The sequence below is a fragment of the Selenomonas sp. FC4001 genome, assembly GCF_000701565.1.
Taxonomy (GTDB): Bacteria; Bacillota; Negativicutes; order Selenomonadales; family Selenomonadaceae; genus Selenomonas_A; species Selenomonas_A ruminantium_B.
Genome location: NZ_KL370793.1, coordinates 21,192 through 37,993 on the forward strand (window position 1 = coordinate 21,192; position 16,802 = coordinate 37,993).

At 45.9% G+C, this 16,802-nt stretch carries 13 protein-coding genes and 1 tRNA gene; 3 read left to right on the top strand and 11 right to left on the bottom strand.

The window, feature by feature from the left end; translation table 11 throughout:
• Positions 1 to 72: 72 nt before the first annotated feature.
• From T320_RS09805 to T320_RS09815, 3 genes are all read right to left on the bottom strand, one after another.
• A complete protein-coding gene (locus T320_RS09805) occupies positions 73 to 5,550 on the bottom strand; it encodes a DEAD/DEAH box helicase (RefSeq protein ID WP_051608713.1) in 5,478 nt (1,825 codons plus the stop codon).
• A 207-nt stretch (positions 5,551 to 5,757) separates the two neighbouring features.
• Positions 5,758 to 6,855 (bottom strand): DNA cytosine methyltransferase, encoded by a 1,098-nt coding sequence (locus T320_RS09810; protein ID WP_037355396.1) that lies wholly within the window; start codon positions 6,853 to 6,855, stop codon positions 5,758 to 5,760.
• A gap of 115 nt (positions 6,856 to 6,970) precedes the next feature.
• Positions 6,971 to 7,396 carry a very short patch repair endonuclease gene (locus tag T320_RS09815; RefSeq protein WP_231465882.1) on the bottom strand — a complete coding sequence of 142 codons (426 nt, stop codon included), beginning with the start codon at positions 7,394 to 7,396 and terminating at the stop codon, positions 6,971 to 6,973.
• 1,279 nt (positions 7,397 to 8,675) lie between these two features.
• Here T320_RS09815 and T320_RS09825 point away from each other — a divergent pair.
• Complete coding sequence (locus T320_RS09825) at positions 8,676 to 9,470, top strand: HNH endonuclease (RefSeq protein WP_037355403.1); 795 nt, start codon at positions 8,676 to 8,678, stop codon at positions 9,468 to 9,470.
• 68 nt (positions 9,471 to 9,538) lie between these two features.
• Here the strand turns inward: T320_RS09825 and T320_RS09830 are convergent, their stop codons facing one another.
• Genes T320_RS09830 through T320_RS09855 form a run of 6 tightly spaced genes read right to left on the bottom strand, consistent with a single transcriptional unit; the run spans position 9,539 to position 12,024 of the window.
• On the bottom strand, positions 9,539 to 10,096 hold the full coding sequence (locus T320_RS09830) for an N-acetylmuramoyl-L-alanine amidase family protein (protein WP_037355405.1): 558 nt from the start codon (positions 10,094 to 10,096) through the stop codon (positions 9,539 to 9,541).
• A gap of 11 nt (positions 10,097 to 10,107) precedes the next feature.
• The gene (locus T320_RS09835; RefSeq protein ID WP_037355408.1) at positions 10,108 to 10,710 is read right to left on the bottom strand and encodes a hypothetical protein; all 603 of its coding nucleotides are present in this window, start codon (positions 10,708 to 10,710) and stop codon (positions 10,108 to 10,110) included.
• On the bottom strand, positions 10,700 to 11,221 hold the full coding sequence (locus tag T320_RS09840; protein ID WP_197019415.1) for a hypothetical protein: 522 nt from the start codon (positions 11,219 to 11,221) through the stop codon (positions 10,700 to 10,702). Before T320_RS09840 ends, T320_RS09835 begins: the two co-directional genes overlap by 11 nt.
• Complete coding sequence (locus tag T320_RS14865; RefSeq protein ID WP_037355414.1) at positions 11,193 to 11,390, bottom strand: hypothetical protein; 198 nt, start codon at positions 11,388 to 11,390, stop codon at positions 11,193 to 11,195. Before T320_RS14865 ends, T320_RS09840 begins: the two co-directional genes overlap by 29 nt.
• Positions 11,391 to 11,434: 44 nt before the next feature.
• Positions 11,435 to 11,773, bottom strand: a complete 339-nt coding sequence (locus T320_RS09850; protein WP_197019416.1) for a helix-turn-helix domain-containing protein — start codon at positions 11,771 to 11,773, stop codon at positions 11,435 to 11,437.
• Positions 11,774 to 11,817: 44 nt separating this feature from the next.
• A complete protein-coding gene (locus T320_RS09855) occupies positions 11,818 to 12,024 on the bottom strand; it encodes a helix-turn-helix domain-containing protein (protein WP_037355418.1) in 207 nt (68 codons plus the stop codon).
• 373 nt (positions 12,025 to 12,397) lie between these two features.
• Here T320_RS09855 and T320_RS09860 point away from each other — a divergent pair, with 373 nt between their 5' ends.
• Positions 12,398 to 12,745 carry a helix-turn-helix domain-containing protein gene (locus T320_RS09860; protein ID WP_051608714.1) on the top strand — a complete coding sequence of 116 codons (348 nt, stop codon included), beginning with the start codon at positions 12,398 to 12,400 and terminating at the stop codon, positions 12,743 to 12,745.
• Positions 12,746 to 13,180: 435 nt separating this feature from the next.
• Positions 13,181 to 14,296 (top strand): tyrosine-type recombinase/integrase, encoded by a 1,116-nt coding sequence (locus T320_RS09865; protein ID WP_197019417.1) that lies wholly within the window; start codon positions 13,181 to 13,183, stop codon positions 14,294 to 14,296.
• Between the two features lie 134 nt (positions 14,297 to 14,430).
• Here the strand turns inward: T320_RS09865 and T320_RS09870 are convergent.
• Both T320_RS09870 and T320_RS09875 read right to left on the bottom strand, forming a co-directional pair.
• Positions 14,431 to 14,517: transfer RNA gene (locus tag T320_RS09870), tRNA-Leu, on the bottom strand.
• A gap of 99 nt (positions 14,518 to 14,616) precedes the next feature.
• A complete protein-coding gene (locus T320_RS09875) occupies positions 14,617 to 16,695 on the bottom strand; it encodes a methyl-accepting chemotaxis protein (protein ID WP_177188216.1) in 2,079 nt (692 codons plus the stop codon).
• Positions 16,696 to 16,802 lie beyond the last annotated feature (107 nt).

The following is a 16,802-nucleotide window of genomic DNA, read 5'->3' on the forward strand; positions in this document are numbered from 1 at the left end:
AACCCCGTATATATCCCCCTTGTAAGAAGCAATCAAGCCCTTGACATACCAGTTATATCAAGGGCCTGATTCTTAACCATTGCTTTCCTGCAGACTCAGTATATTTAGGGCCTCTTCTTTAAGTTCATCATACATCAGTGGATTTCCTTTATAAATCTGCCAGATTTCATACTCCAGTTCAGAAGCCCCCGCTTCTTCCATCCCCAGCCCCTGCTCCAAGCGGCTGAATACTCCCATTTTGTAAATTAATGCCATTTTTATACGGTCACCTTCGGCATCCGGCCGATCAGTTCTTAACATCTGTGCAGTCAGTTCATCTATCAAAGTTTCTATTGACTCTCCATTAGTTTTGAACCGGTCAAATATATTCATAGCCAAAGCCAGCTCCTGAATAGTCCAGCCATCGCTGTCCGTCTCATCATATATATCCATATGGGGAGCATACAGACGTACCTCCTGTTCAACTTCGTTACTTTGAACGTCATCTTCAGCTTGCATATCTGCGGATACTTCCCAGCCGTCATCAGCAGATTCCTCCTCCGGGAAGGCTTCACTCTCCCCATCGCTATCAGGTTCCATAACCGTTGTATCTGCCGCCTGTTCTCTGCTTATTACATCATCTGTATTTACCTCGTCCTCCCTTTCTTCTATGCTTTCATGTGCAGATTCCTTCTTATGTATCTGAACATCCAGCGCAGTATCTTCACTGCGAACCTCATAATGCTTCTCCGGCAGGCCATAGACATTGACATCCTGATGGCTGGTCGTAAATGTAATATCCTCAATATGCGTTGGACTGTCAAACATGATTTCTTCCAGCCGGCTGGCGGAAATCTCCGTACATTGGTAATGCCTCATCAAATCCGTAAGGTACTTCACATATTTCAGACTTTCCATCCCCGGAGTATTATCATCCGGCATAAGTACCACCAAATAATCCCTGGCCCGGCTGATAGCCACATTGATAATATTGCGCTTGTTTAGAAACATTTCCGGACTGGCAGAAATTTTGGGCGGCGGATTGAATACGCAAAGGATAATATCACATTCGTCCCCTTGGAATCCATGTATTGTCCCGGCCTGCACCGTGACGGATTTCGGAATGTCCTGCTGCACCAATAATTTATCAATCAGATTTGCTTCTGTCTTATAAGGCGCAATCACGCCGATGCTGAAGGGTTCATCCCCATTTTTCTTATATAAAAGATCGGCTATATACTTGGTGAATTCAACTGCGAACAAAGCTGCATACACATGATAAGGCGACTTGGACTGCAGACGCTTCGCCCGATAGACGCCTTCATAGGGACTCACCGGAAACCTGACTATATTGAGATTCTTCAGCGGCAGCTCATCCTCAATATTCAACCTGCGCACATCATTTTCCTGACGGTTATGCTCCAGCAGGCCATTATAAGCAAACCTGCTGTAAATCTCTCCCACTATGGGGATACTGCGGTACTGTTTTTTCAGCTGGATGACCTCGTATTCGTAAGGCTCCGTATGCGGCGAACCAAAATCCTGCAGTCCTGTCATACTGTAAATATTTTCATCCTTCCAAAGGTCAACCTTGGCAATCGGTGCAATCTGCAGCGGATCACCGGCAATGACAAAATCTTTAGGCTTTAATTTGTACAATGGATAGATAATATTGGGCAGATGAATCATGGAGGCTTCATCAAACACGATATAATCCCATTCCATTTCCTTCAAAAGCCGGCCTCCTTCAATAAAGAAATCATACGGGAAACGTGCAATCGTAGTAACCACAGTATATTTTTTCCAATCCTGTATCCGAATGGTTTTATCCTTAAAGATGCCATCTTTCTCCAACGACTCATCATTCGTGCTGCCAAAACGAATCAGCCAATCCTTGCATGCCTCCTTGTCTTCTGACAAGTCAAAAAGACGTTTTGCCAGTACATCTGCCGCCTTATTAGTAGGCGTCAACACCAACACCTTATTATCTTCCTTCATAAATGGCGTAATCACTTCGCTGGCAAGATAGGTCGTCTTGCCGGTTCCCGGAGGGCCAAAAATGAATTTGATGTTTTCGGTCAACTCCGCTTTCATATCACAGCCATCTGCCAAGCCCAGTTCAGAGAAGCTTTTAATCAGTTCATTCAGCAGAAATGCCGGACTTTGCGCTGCTATCCTGCATTCCCGGACATTGGCAAGGTCAAAGCCGCTTATTTCATCCGCACTGCGCAATTTGACCTTCAGCTTATATCCTTTGACACTCATGGCATCAATCCAGGCGTTCCGCTGCGAACCATCAGACAAAGAAAACTCCAGTTTGACATTGCTGACTTCTTCCATGAACATAGGAATGTATTGGTTGGGATTACTGAGAATCAATGTTTTCTCTGTTTCCGGCTCCTTAGTCACATGACCAAATTTGATGTTGACTTCACGGCTGCTGCTCCCGGTATCATTGACACCAGTTTCCATATCCAGCAGCGCCTTGAACCAGCCATAGGAATACTTACTAGCCTTATCCGCCTCCTGGCTTAGCTCCTGCATCCGCTTAATTTGCTCAACCTGCTCAGCCGCTTTTTCCATCTCCCGCTCTATTTTCTTCTGATAATCCACAGGAGCCTTGGTATAATCGTCCTCATCCGGGAGCTCAATATCGTCATTATCTTCTATTATGCCAGCCCTATTGATACGATTCTCCACATCAGCTGCAGCCGTAATCTCCCCTTTTTCCTGATACTGATCTGCCTGTTCACGCTTCTCCTTTATCCTTTGAGAAGCCTTTTCAGATATTTTCCTCGTCAACGATGAAATACCTTCATCAATATCTTCTTCCTGAACCGACTGCGCTTCAACTGCTGGGGCATTTTCTGTTGGCTGCGTATTAGGCTGTTCGGGCTGTACAGCATCAGCTTCTCCAGCAGTGCTTTCTTTAGTTTGAACTTCCGTATTTTGTTTTTTTGCTTTTTCCTTTTTCTTATTAGCCAAAATCTCCAGCAATTCAGCTTCTGTGAATTCTGATTTCAGTTTTCTGTACAGTTCAAATTCTTTGCGCATATTTGGTGGCAGGTCACTGAGGATATTATTACCTACCCCTAAAAAATCTAAAAATGTTTTTACTTCAGTCGAATCCAAGTTATAGTTTTTATTAAGGTCTTCTATAAAAATATTATTAACAGATACTAACTCCCCTTCATTATTAACAAGCCATTTTGCACTCTTTAACTTCTTCAAATCCATCGATTCGAAATATGATGGTTTACTCCGCCCCCTTCCAGCAGGCTTTGTTGCTTCACCATTTAGAATCTTATTCATATTAAAGAACTTAAATAATTCGATTAACATATCAAAAACCAAAAAAGACCGATCAATGTCTTTCTTGCTTTCTATTATTTCGATATTTTCTTGTAATCCTTCGATTATTTTCTCTGTCCAATACGGGTTCCAGTTTTGATAAAAAGGCAGCTTTTTTTCTCTACCCTCTTCGATATTGTACTTATAATCTTTAATTTTCGGCAATGCATGGTCAATGCCTAGCTCCTTTAAAAGTTCATTCAAAACATCTTTATTATGGGTCGAAGAAGCTATTTTCTCTATTTTTTCACAATCATAGTATTTAACCGTTTTTACTCCATCAAAATACTTCTCCAAATTAATGCTATATTTATACACATCATCTTTATTTGCACGTCGAATTTTTCCACCATCCAAATAAAAGAATATTTTGTATGAAGATATCGTTGATATGAATTTTTCACGTTCTCGTCCATATATTTCTCTATAGTAAGTAAGAAACTTCCCCCAATGCTTAGACGGATCAAATCTTTTATTTGTTTCATACATTGGCAATATGTAATTATATATCTCATCTTTTAGTTTAGGCCTATGCACACCCAGTTGCTGTAAAAATTCTCTCACATCATTATTTTTTACCATTGGAGGATACACAACTGTATATTGTGTCTCTTCATTGTCTTCGAAAGGTAAAAAAACTATTGATTCACCATATTCATCATATGCAGCAACAGCATTTTTATTTTGATCCAATAATATTGGCAATTTTTTTGCTGTCTGTAAAAGTTCCCTATTCCCCATCAAGTATTTATATAATTCAATCAGCCATTTCTGTGTCTGCTTTTCTGTGAAAATTTTATCAATTTTTTCAATAAGATCGATTGGATTTACTACCATTGAAACAATATCTGATATATAATCTTGAAATGCCTCTTGATTTCCTTTGCTAGGTATTTTACAAGCGACCCAGCTTACTCTGGCATTGTTTGTCAATTGGCGAAGCTGCGTATTCGTGAGTAAACTCATGAATTTCACCTTAGGCGACCAATAAGCATGCTCCATCTTTATATACTCATTATTGCCTGCCGGAATGATTTCTGCCGTTTGGAATTTTAATTTTATTTTCCTAAAAATAGGTTCAAATGAAATCTGATCATTTTTTTGAGCCACATAAAACAACTCTTCATTATAGGGAATGATCTCAAATATATTTTCACCTATATATTCATGTTTCTCTTTCTCGCCCATCTTTTTAAGGAGCATTAATGAATCCGCTGCCAAATCAGCTAATGCATCCACCATCTTTAAATTGTGCTTTTCTTTAGCCATTATAGATTCACGATTATCTATCAGCAAAAACGGTGCATGAATTGCAAATGCCAGATTCGTATTTTCCTTTGTTGAGAAAAAACAGAACGCTTTGTAGTTTTCAGCAATAAGTTCCTTCTTTTCATTCAAAAAATACACAACAGATACCTCAAATCCTTCATCCGTTGTGCTTGTGAATTTTAACATTCTTTTTTCTATATTCTTTATTATCTCTTCACCTTGTTTTTCAGTGAATTGATATTTTATTTTTTGACAATTAATCCCTCCATCAAAATTAACCATTTCATCAATTTGATAAATATATGCCCCCGAAGAATCTTCACTTGTATAGTAAAGTTCTCTTAATTTTTTCAAAAACAGCATGGGAAAAACTAAGGAACTCAATTTTCCCAGTATTTCCCCATAGGAATCTTCCTCAGTCTTTATAGTAAAGGGAAATTCAAATGCAGTTTCTTCCGCCTTACGTAATGAGCAGTCATTATCAACTTTTACCGGAACAATATATCGTTCTAAACGAAACGCCATATCTGTATCATATATTATTGGTTCATCTGTATATTGAAAAACCGCCTTAAAGCCTATACCAAATTTACCTATTTTATTCCTATCCCCTTCCTTACTGGAGTGGGCATAGGATGTAATCGCATTCAAATCACCTAATACGCCATGTTCGCCATCTTCGCCTTCTGTTTCCGGATTAGTAAGCGAAAAATGTCGTGTTCCATTATGAATAAAAAAGAGTTTATCCTTTTCTAAATGAAAACAAACCTTCGTTGCTCCTGTATCATCTGCATTTTGGATAAGCTCATAGACAAAATGAGCCTGATCAGAATATTTCTCCACAACGCTTCTTTTAACATTTTTAGCTGCAGGGTCATCCAATGCATCAGCCAGCTTTTTTCTCTTGTATGTAAGAATTTGAAAATACTGTTCAAAAAGCTTCTCGTCCATGATAATACATCTCCCACTTTGACTTTCATCCCAAACATTTTTTTCCCGGCTAATCCTCTATTGGAAATCTTTATGTAAAGATTTGGCAAATCATCTTTATGCTTAAATTCGCTGCCGCCTCTGTATTTCCTGCATTTCAGCTAAATTTGACATGTCAAATATCTTTTCTGCAAAAAAAAGCCACTGCCCGCCGGCAGTGACTCTTGCTTACTTGTCGTTATTAAATTCGATATTGCAGTCCACATGGTCATATTCAACGCCAGCAAAGGTTTTCAGCACGGCTTCAAAGATGACCTTGGCACCTTCCACGGGAACCGCCATACCAATCTGGCGGCGGACTTCCTCTTTAGTGCCCAAGAACAAGTAATCATTGGGGAAGGTTTGCAGCCTTGCCCGTTCACGATTGGTCAGGGCACGCAGTTCTTTCCAGTGGTAAATATGCGTACCGCCACCGCCGGAGCCGGTTACCGTATAGGACGGGCGAGCGGGATGCAGGCGGCGATATATCTGACTGATTTTTGCACCCTTGACATTCAGCTGGAGTTCCGGATGGGCTTTTAAGCCTTCCGCATTAAAGGCATTTTCCCCGGGTTTGATGTAGGAAAGCCGTTCTTTGACTCGATTGGTCATTTTAGGCATTTCGCTGTTGGGTGCATCATCAGGAATATCTGCAAAAGCCGTGGCCACAGAAATATCTACATTCTTGTAGGGTTCCGGAGACGGCGGATAAAAGACAACATCCTGATCATCACGAATACCAATGATGATAATACGATGGCGTGCCTGCGGCACCCCGTATTCCTCGAATTTATACAGATGCGGATAGAGATTATAACCGCACTCGTGCAGGTCTTTGAGAATTTTTTTGAAAGCCTTGCCACTATTGGCACTGGAAAGGCCGCTGACATTTTCCGCTAAGAACCATCTAGGCCGGAAGGTCTTTAACACCTTTACCCCATAAGTATAGAGCGGGCCATAGGTACCGTTAAAGCCCTTTTGTTCCCCGACCGTAGAAAAGTCATTGCAGGGAAAACCAAAAGCGAAAGCATCGAAAGGGTGTTCGCTGAACAAAGGATTGTCCCTGCTGATATCCAGCTGGCGCACATCACCGCAGTAAACACTTTCATCATTATCGTTCTTACATATATTGTGGCGATAGGTATTGCAGGTGGATTCGTCATAGTCATTAGCCCAGGCATGGCCAATGCTCCATTCTTCCTGTCCTGGCACCTGTATTTTCGCTTTCATAGCCCCGCAGGCCAAGCCGCCGGGGCCAGAGAAAAGTTCGCCTAACTGAAATTGCATCTAAATATTACCCCCGTAAAGTCCAAATCAATAACCCTCATTATACCATGAAAAATACCATTTGGGCAGCTGCGAATTTGCAAAAACACGAAAAAACTTCACGGACACAGGCGGCTTATAGATATTCTTCCAGTTTTTTTATGCAGCCGTCCAAGTCCTTCTTTATGTCGGTTTCCCAAAATCTAAGAACCAGCCAGCCTGCTTCGGTCAATTCGTCATTGACCTCTTTATCCCGTTCTACATTACGGGATAATTTCTTTTTCCAATACTCTTTATTGGATGCCACTTGTTCCCCGGGTTTATCCTGATGGCCGCGGGCGTGCCAAAAGTCGCCATCTACAAATATGGCAATTTTTTGACGGATAAATACAATATCCGGTTTTCCCGGCAGCTTCGTGTAATTTTTCCGATAACGCCAGCCCTTATGCCATAGAGCTTTACGCAACAATATTTCCGGCGTTGTGTCAGTTGCCCGTATGCGGCTCATATTATATTTTCGTTGGTCATAGGTTAAGTTATCCATCTTCCAGCCCTCAATCATAGGGTATTTGACTTGTCAATCGTTAATGATTTCATTATATCTTTGTGCGTTAAGTTCGGCAAGGGCGCGTCCCCCTGTGTCTGTGCTGACGTGGACAGCGCAGCTGTCCACCAAAAGCAACGGACACGCGTACCAGTAACAATCTATGCGCGGCGGTGGTCTGTGCGGCGGAATGACTAAGTGCTGGAAGGAGGAAGGTTCCTACTGGGGCGGAAATAGTGCGAAGACTTGAGCACCCGCCCTAGCAGGAGACTGACGACTGGAACGCCGCAGGAATGAAGCCGCAAAGTCCGACCGCCGCCCGCCTTCAAAGACGGAAAGTGTCTGCTTCGAAGTGGGCAGGTTTCCTGACCACCCGAGCAGCCGGACACAAACCGAATACGCATGAACGACGAGCAGGCTTCCACTACTCCATCTGGTCAGCATTAGGCAATGAGGGCAGGGGGTACGGCGGCGCGAGTTATCCCACTCCGCTCTCGCTGGCCGCCGTAGTCGTCCCGACCGCAGGGAGGGCTGCCAAGCCCCCTGTCCCCCTATCTTGTGGCACATTATTCCCCTGTTCGCCAGAGGAGCCACAGCACCGCAAGGCGGGCAATCAGGGGTAAGGGGGTAGGCCCCGCTGGACGGGGCCGTAGGGGGAAAGGGGGCGGAGAATGGACGCGCAATGCGTCCATGTGCAGAGACGGCCCCCAGCCCTCATTGCCGTCCCCCTCGCTGCCACGATTGACCGACAAGGTTTCGGCCTGCGATGGCCGGATTGTAACGAGCGGGAGGTGCGCCAGCACGTCCCGAAGCCCTCCCCCGCGCAATACCTTTTGATTAAGGTGTACCAATATCAGAATTGACATGTCAAATGCGTAGGTGTCTCTGGCGGCGTGGACGGCGCAGCTGTCCACCAAAGCCAGCGGACACCCGTTGCCTGTAACGGGCTGTGCGCGGGGGCGGTCTGTATGGCATAGGTCGTACAGTCCGCCCCCGCCCTGCCTGTTTGGCTCTTATGATGAAGAATAGGGCGGGCGCGATGCTCTCCTGCGACGTGGACGCCGTCTTGTCCATGGCGGTCAAAGGTCGTCATGGGTGGTCGGCGTCCACCCAAGCAGAGACACCGCTTGGGTGGGCTTTTATGTAGCAACAGTTAGCAGGGATTCTCTTAACCACGCATTGAAACTTAAAATTTTCTCTCACATGTATCAATGTAAAAATCTTGTTTTATTATAAATAAAATGTATAATTAAATATAATAAATATAACATTTTCCTAAGCTACCTGGAGGTTTCCTATGGCATCTAAAAAATGGACTGAAAACGAAACAACACTTGCACTTTCTTTTTATTACGAAATTCCTTTTGGAAAGATCAGCTATACTAACCCTTTTATCGAAGAAAAATCTCGCCTTATACACCGCACGCCTGGGGCATTAGCTATGAAGCTGGCTAATCTTGCATCACTAGATGATTCCCTGCTAAAACGCGGTGTCACTTCACTGACACATATAAGTACACTAGATAAAATAATCTGGAATAAATATAAAAATAATTACGCATTACTCCTAGAAGATCGCGACCGCATACTAGCCAAACTTAAGGATGCTGATACAAAACGCTATCCTGAAACAGACAGCGATATTCACCTTGAGGCTCTCCCCCAACCTGACCATTTTTCTGTAGAAAGAACTATTATTGTCCGGAACGGACAAAACTTCTTCCGTAATGCAGTTCTATCCGCCTATAATTATCAATGCTGTATGACAGGAATTGCCATTCCCGAATTACTGCAAGCGTGCCATATCAAACCCTGGAGCAAGTGTGATCAAACCAACGACTGTATTGACCCCGCTAATGGTTTATGTCTGAATTATTTGTGCCACAAGGCATTTGACACAGGACTTATAAGCGTACACAAAAATGAAAAAACGATCATGATTTCAAGAAAACTAGAGCATCATAAAAATCTTGACGAAACTACTAGAAGCTGGCTTCTCTCCTTGAAAAATAAAAGTATAATCATGCCCCACAGAAATTCCCCTGATAAGATCTTTTTAGAATATCATAATGATTGTGTTTTTCAGAAATAGTTTATCCCCCATCATTTCATCCCAAGACGAATATGGGCGGCTGACTTTATTTGTCAGCCGCCCACTTTTTATATCGTCTGCCAATAATCCGTAACCCCTCTGGCCACGGCCCTTGCCATATCCTCCTGATGTTCCTTCAAGAGCCACACATCCTCGCTGTCAATAAAGCCCAGTTCCACGAGCGCGGCAGGCATATAGGTTTCCCGCAGGACACAGAGGCCTTTGCGCTCTTTTACGCCTCTGTCTTGATAGCCTTTATCTATGGCCTGCATGGCGCTGACCAGTTGTTTTTGGATGCAGGCTGCCATCCGCCCGCCTGCGCCGTACTGCCAGTAGCAGAGGGTTTCTGCGCCCCTGCCTCCCCCCGCGTTGACGTGGATGCTAACAAAGGCATCTGCCAGCCAGCGGTTGGCTTCGCCTGTTACACTGGGATAGGCGGGGGACTCGGTGGCCAGGTTATGGCTCTGCAGGAGTTTTACCTGACAACCTGCCGCCTCCAGAAACTTTCCTGTAAGACTTCCCACGGTAAGAGCAATATCGCACTCCCGCAGATGCTCCGACATATTCACACAGCCTGGGTCAGGATTGCCTCCTGCCGCATGTCCTGGATTGATAAAGACCTTCATCCAATCGCCTCCTAATCCACCGTTATCCCCCCGTCTTCGTTTTCCCGGATGGTATAGCTATCCTCCCCGCCGTACTCCGGCGAGAACACGGTGTATTCGCTATTGCTCACCAGAGACTGGCTCACATCCACACAGCCCCCCAGCTCCTCATTTAGGGCCAGTAGCCAGTCGTCAAAATCCGCAAATTCCCCCACAACGCGGGGCATAATGGCTTCCTGCACCTCAAAGGCCTGCTTCTCCGCCTTTTTTCTGCCTTTCCTGCCCCTGCCTCCTGCAGGTGTCACAACAGCCTCCGGAGACGGCGGTGGCTGAATTTCCATAGGCTTTGCGGCGGGTGTTTGACATGTCAATGTCTCCGCCACAGGCTTTTGACAAGTCAATTCCTGACTTGTCAATTTTTGACTTGTCAACTCCACCAGCTGATAGGTGGTTTTCCGCACATTCTTCCCCAACAGCAGAAGACCTGCCGCCACAAGCTCCTTGCGGGCGGCAACGAAAGAGCCATGGGACATGCCTGTTTTATCCAGCATGCGCCATTCTTCCAGTACGCCACCGCCCTTTTCCCGAATGCAGTCATAGAGCTTTTTCGCCTTGGTTGTAAGGTTAACATCCATAGGCCTGTCCCCCGATAACGTCCACGGGCTCCCCCATAGCAGGGGACAGATTGTGCATTTTTTCCATGGAGCCACGGCGGGCCATAAGCCGCTGCCGCCCCGGAATGGTCGCCAGGTCAAAGAGACCATCAAATTCCGCCAGTTCTTCGGCATATCCCCATGCTATGGCTTCGTAAACCGCCGTCAGCACTTCGGACAGTGAATAACTAATCCCGCTCTTTTGCAGGGCACGGATAATCACCGGCAGCCATTCCCCGCGGCAGTCCGGCTTAGTCCCGCGAAAATCCGCAGGCAGCGCCCCCAGACGGGCGGGAAATGTCAGGATGACGGATTTTCCCGCTGCCCGCTCCCGGGCGTGTTCAATCCCCAGCCGATACCAGCTTTCCCGCATAAGCCCTGACGCATCCACACGGCCCAAGGCCTCGTCGATATAGAGCAGCTGCAGATTATTGAACCGCACTTCGATAATTCTTGCAGAACGATTATTTTGACATGTCAGATGTTCCATCATAATCCCCCTCATCTTCAACAGATGCTGTGTACGCCATACATACATTGTCCTTCGCTGCTCCCTCCTGGTTAAGCGTAAACTCCGCCTCGCAGCTCTGCATACACATCAATATAAAGCATTCGGTTTCACTGCTTCCCGTAATTCCGGAAACATCATGCAAAATTGACATTCTAAAGTCCCCTTTTCTTTTTCACTTGCCGTCCTTACGCATTATCACCTCCTCATCTCCAGCACCTTCCCGCTGGAGCTTTCACCGCTTTGTTTCCCCTTTACCTTCAAATGCGGCTCCATAACTGTCCCTGGCCGGATGCAGGACAAAATCCAGTACCCCGCCGGCTTATTCCCTCCAAAAGCCTCGTGGAGAATAAAACCGCCCTTTACCAGTTCCGCCCGCGCCCTTTTTACCATGGCCTGACTCATCTTCGTACCCCCGGCAATCTCCGGCACCGACAGCCGCAAAGGAAACTGCCAGTACACGGTATTGGCCCGCCACATCAGCCAGTGCCAGAGCGCCTGACCATGCGGCGACAGGGGAACCGATAGCTGCCGCATGTAAAAAAAGCGGATTTCGCTGAGCCAGCCCCCCAGGGTGTCCATTATACAGCGGCACGGTGGCCGCAAGTGCCTTTGGCCTGTTCCTCCAGCCACTTATCGGCAGCCTGCCGGTGAATCATGTACTTCCTGCCATTTTTCAGCGCCGGAAAACCATCCACCCGCACCAGATTGCGGATGCAGGTTTCCCCAAGCCCCGAAACTTTGGCAAACTCTTTGACAGTCAGCAAAATCTTTTGCTCATACAACATACATCACACACCCTTCCTGCAATGGAACATTTGTTCCGTGTTAAGCTTCCACCGTCCATGTACACGACTGTTACACATGCGTATAGTTTTCCGTAAACACCACAGCACAAAACAGTTGCATGCTTTTTGACATGTCAACGTTTTTTCAGTAGTTCTTTTCACGAAAAAACAATTTCTGTTTCAGTCGTGTTGTTCGGCTTACACCTTGATATTAGCTTATTTAATCTAATTTCAAGGTGTAAATTAGCTTTATTAGCTATTATACTATCATGTTTTCTTATTGTTGTCTAGCTATTTTTGCGTTTTTAATCGAATTTTAATAGCTTTACAAGCTGATATATGCTATAATTTAAGCATAGGGAGGTGTTACAAGTTGACAAAAAACGAATCCGAATTGACAAGTCAAAAACTCAAAATCAGCGGTTCCTTTGCCAAACGACTCAAAGAGCTGCGCGAGGAAAAGGGTGTGCTCCAGAGCGATGTGGCCAAAATGCTTGGCATTGCTACGCCATCCTATTCCAACTGGGAACAGGGACGCACCTTGCCAGCCATAACCTATCTTCCCCTCCTGGCCGAATACTTCGGTGTGACCACCGATAACCTGCTGGGTATTAACAAACAGGATGCAGTTGACCGCGTGCGCCAGCGTATGCAGAAACTGCCAAAATCTTCCCAGGCTGTTGTGGAAAGCCTGATTGAAGAAATGCTCAAGAGAAAGTAAAAAGCCCCTATTATTACTATAATAGTTTTTATCTTTGTCTTTATCTTTATCTTAGAGGGGCCGCAAAGCCTTGAGCCACGCGGGTAAATCTACCCCGAGCGGCTATAATATAGCCGAATTGGTGCCCGAAATAGTGACCGCAATGGTACCCGAAAACTTGACCGGTCATATAGTTTTCCACAAAGTATAAACAGCTTATGCACAGGATAATCCACAGGTTATCCACATTTTTTCACACATCATACGCCATTCCTGCACTACCGAAAGGAGTGGCAGGAAATGACAACCCAACTGGCAAATTTAACAAACCCAAAAACAAAAACCAAGTCCCGCAAACGGGCTGACCATGAAGGTAGCATTTTTTATTCTGCCGGACAAAAAAAATGGGTGGCACAGGTGCGCACAGGATTTAATCCTAAAACAGGCCACAGCATTATGAAACGGCAATATGCCGCCACCCAACAGGAAGCCTTGCAAAAGCTGCAGACCATGCGGGAAAAATATGCGAAAGTCACCCATGTGGATGCAGACGTTATTACGGTCTGCGAATGGCTGTCGAAATGGTTCACGGTCTATAAGCTTCCCAAAATCAAGGGCAACACCGCGCAGAGTTATAAGCATGTGCTGGAAATAGCCGTCGAGGAAATTGGCATGATTAAACTCACCAAGCTCACGGAAATCGACCTGCAAAGCGTTATCTTCGGGCGGTTAAAAGACCATTACCGTACAGCGCAAAACTTCCGAATGCTGATGAAAAGTGCTCTGCGGCGGGCGGTTAAATCTCACCTACTGCAGGAATCCCCAGCAGAAGACCTGGAAATGCCCAAGAAACCACCGAAGAAAACTTTTATCAAACCATCTAGCGACGACTGGCAGAAACTGCTAGAATTTCCCACCTCCTGCTACTATTGCTGGAAGTGGATTATCTTAACCGAATTTGTCACAGGAGCCCGCATGAGCGAGGTACTGGCTCTTAGGTGGCAGGATTTTTCCATAACCACCGACGAGCAGGGCCGCGTACAGTCAGGCACCCTTCATATTCGACACGCCCTCTATTTGGACGCTAATGAAAATAAAGGGGGACATCGTCAAGTGCTTATGGGCGATACCAAAACAGCACAGGGCAACCGCATTCTGCCCCTGCCTGTCGATTTCTGCTATGAACTCCTGCATTACCGTAAGTTGCAGCTGGAACGGAAACTTATGACGCCCGGCTTTGTTAATCAGGATTTTATCTTTACCAAAGCAGATGGTCATTTCATTAATCCCAGTTCATTCAGCTCTCACTACTCTTTCGTGCGCAAAAAGCTGGGCATACAGACAACATTTCACATGCTTCGTCACGATATGGCCAGTCGCATGAAAAGTACCCATATCTTTGACCTCAAAGATATACAAGCACAACTCGGACATTCCAGCATTCAGATTACCATGGATATTTACACCCACATTGACGAGGAGCAAAATGCAAAAGTCAGCTGTTGGCTGGAAAGCGGTGTAACCGAAATTCTCAAAAGAGGCAAAAATACGTCCCAACAAATTTCAAGCTAAAAAACAGGCCAGCCTCCCTTTTGGGAAAGCTGGCCTAAAAACTAAAAATCTCGTGACTACATAGTGACTACATTCATTTTATGCAATACAACAAAAAAGCCCCGTGAGAAACTCACGGAGCCTTGAATTACAAGTGGTGCCGGCGATCGGACTTGAACCGATACGTTGTTGCCAACGGCAGATTTTGAGTCTGCTGCGTCTGCCAATTCCGCCACGCCGGCGTTCGCAACTCATTGTTGCTGACAGATAATATATTAGCAGATATATCCACCGTTGTCAAATCATTTTTATCATTTTTTTGAAAAACTTTCAGATAGGTTTCAGAATTTGAAGCGAGCGCTTTCTTTTTGCAGTTCTTCTGCCATATTTGCCAATCTATGGCTGGAAGCAGCGAGTTCTTCCATGGAGGCCGATTGTTCTTCTGTAGCGGCCGAGATGGAAGCGATGTTCTGGGTAATCTGCTTGGTGGTTTCGTCTACATCCTCAGCATCCTGCAATACGCTTACACTGTCTTCTGCCACTCTGGAAGCACTGGTAGCCGCATCCTTGACCAGATTGTCCACTTCTTCGATATGAGAAGCAATCTGACGGAATTTCTCACCGGCTTCTACTACCGTACGTCCACTGGTGCTCACCTGCTCAGTACCCACATTCATGGATTCTACGGCACGCTTAGTCACCTGCTGCACGCCGGAAATCATCTGGGCGATTTCCGTAGCAGCTTCGGAGGACTGTTCGGCAAGCTTACGAACTTCATCGGCTACAACGGAGAAGCCGCGGCCCTGTTCACCGGCGCGGGCAGCTTCGATAGCCGCATTGAGAGCCAGCAGGTTCGTCTGCTCGGCAATGCTCTGGATGGTGTTGATGATTTCACCAATCTGTTCGGAACTCTTGCCCAGTTCGTCTACATTTGCTGCTGATTCCACTACGGTCTTATGGGCAACCTTCATCTGTTCTACAGCAGCTTCGATGGCCGCTACACCTTCTTTGGCTGCGACACCAGCCATGCCGGAGGTCTTGCTGATGTTGGCAGATTTTTCAGCAATGCCGTTAACATGGTCAGCCATCTGCCGGATATTGCCCACCACATTGTTGATGGTATCGCTCTGATGGCTGGCGGCTTCGGCGATATCCCCTACCTGCTCAGCTACATGGGTGATGGTCTCAGCCACCTGCTCAACACCGCTGGACATCTGGCCGGAGGAATTGGAAACTTCGTCTGCACTGCCCTTAATCTGCTTTAAGAGACCGGTAAGTTCGTGGGTCATGGTATGGAAGGACTTAGACAGGTTGCCGATTTCATCATCGGATTCCACTGCCACATCCGTATCACGCAAATCGCCATCTGCCAGCCGTTCAGCCGAAGCCTGCAAGCTGCGCAGCGGGGAAACAATCATGTTGGAAATGGTATAGGTGGCAAAGAAAATCAGAACCAATGCTACAACCAGCACGCCGCCCAAAATCATGCGAATGTGATTGACGCTTTCCATAAGCTGAGAACGGTCAACAATGGTCAGATAACGATACCCGGTATTTTCAGAAACGTAGGTATTGACCATCTTAGTCGTGCCATCCATGGTAATTTCCTGCAAGCCTTTGAGGCTCTTGCTGGTATCGAGATTGGCAATATCACCGAGCTCCGACTCCGGCAATTTCTTGAAGTCCGCTTCCGGATGTTTGGGATCGGCGATAATTACGCCATCAGCATCGAGCATCATGATATAGCCGGTTTCGCCCATCTTGATTTCGGAAATCATATCCGTAACCACCGGCAGGTCAATATTCAGGCCCAAAACACCCAGAGGCTTGTTATCCAGGCCTTTAACCGTAGCAAAAATACCTACAGTCGGCGTGCCTTTGGAGGTCTTGAACGGTTTTGTGATGCGAACCTTACTTACATCAGCCATACTCTCCTTGAACCAGTCACGGCTGCGGGAGTCATAACCTTTCTTGCGTTTAACTGCAGGATACTGCAGGTAGCCGCCATCCGTGGTTCCATAGCTGATAACGGAAACACTAGTCTTATTGGCTTCACCAAAGCGTTGGAAAAGCTGATAGGCAGCCAGTTCAAAACCACCTTTTGCCTGTGGGTCCATCGCAATATTGCCATCAGATGCAGCCGTTGCAATAACTGCGGGGTCCGTATAGCGGGTAATTTCTCCCCCTGCCCGCAGAACGGGATCGTTTGCCATATTGACCAAACCATCACGCAGGCCGTTCAGGAACAGATGCATGGCGTTATCCACCTGCGCAGACTGCAAATCAGCCTCCTCTTCAAAGTTGGCCAGCTGCGTACTGGTGATGATTCGATCCAGCACAATGCCCAACACCAGCATAACTACGATAAAGAGCACCGAAACGGATACCATTATCTTCTGCTTAACATTAAATCGATCCATCAATCCACCCAATTTCCTCATCTCCTCTTCAATATACCTTCAATTCCCCATGGTACATGTTGTTTTTATACGACAAAGAAGCGAAATTTTCCTGCTAAGCAAATCGC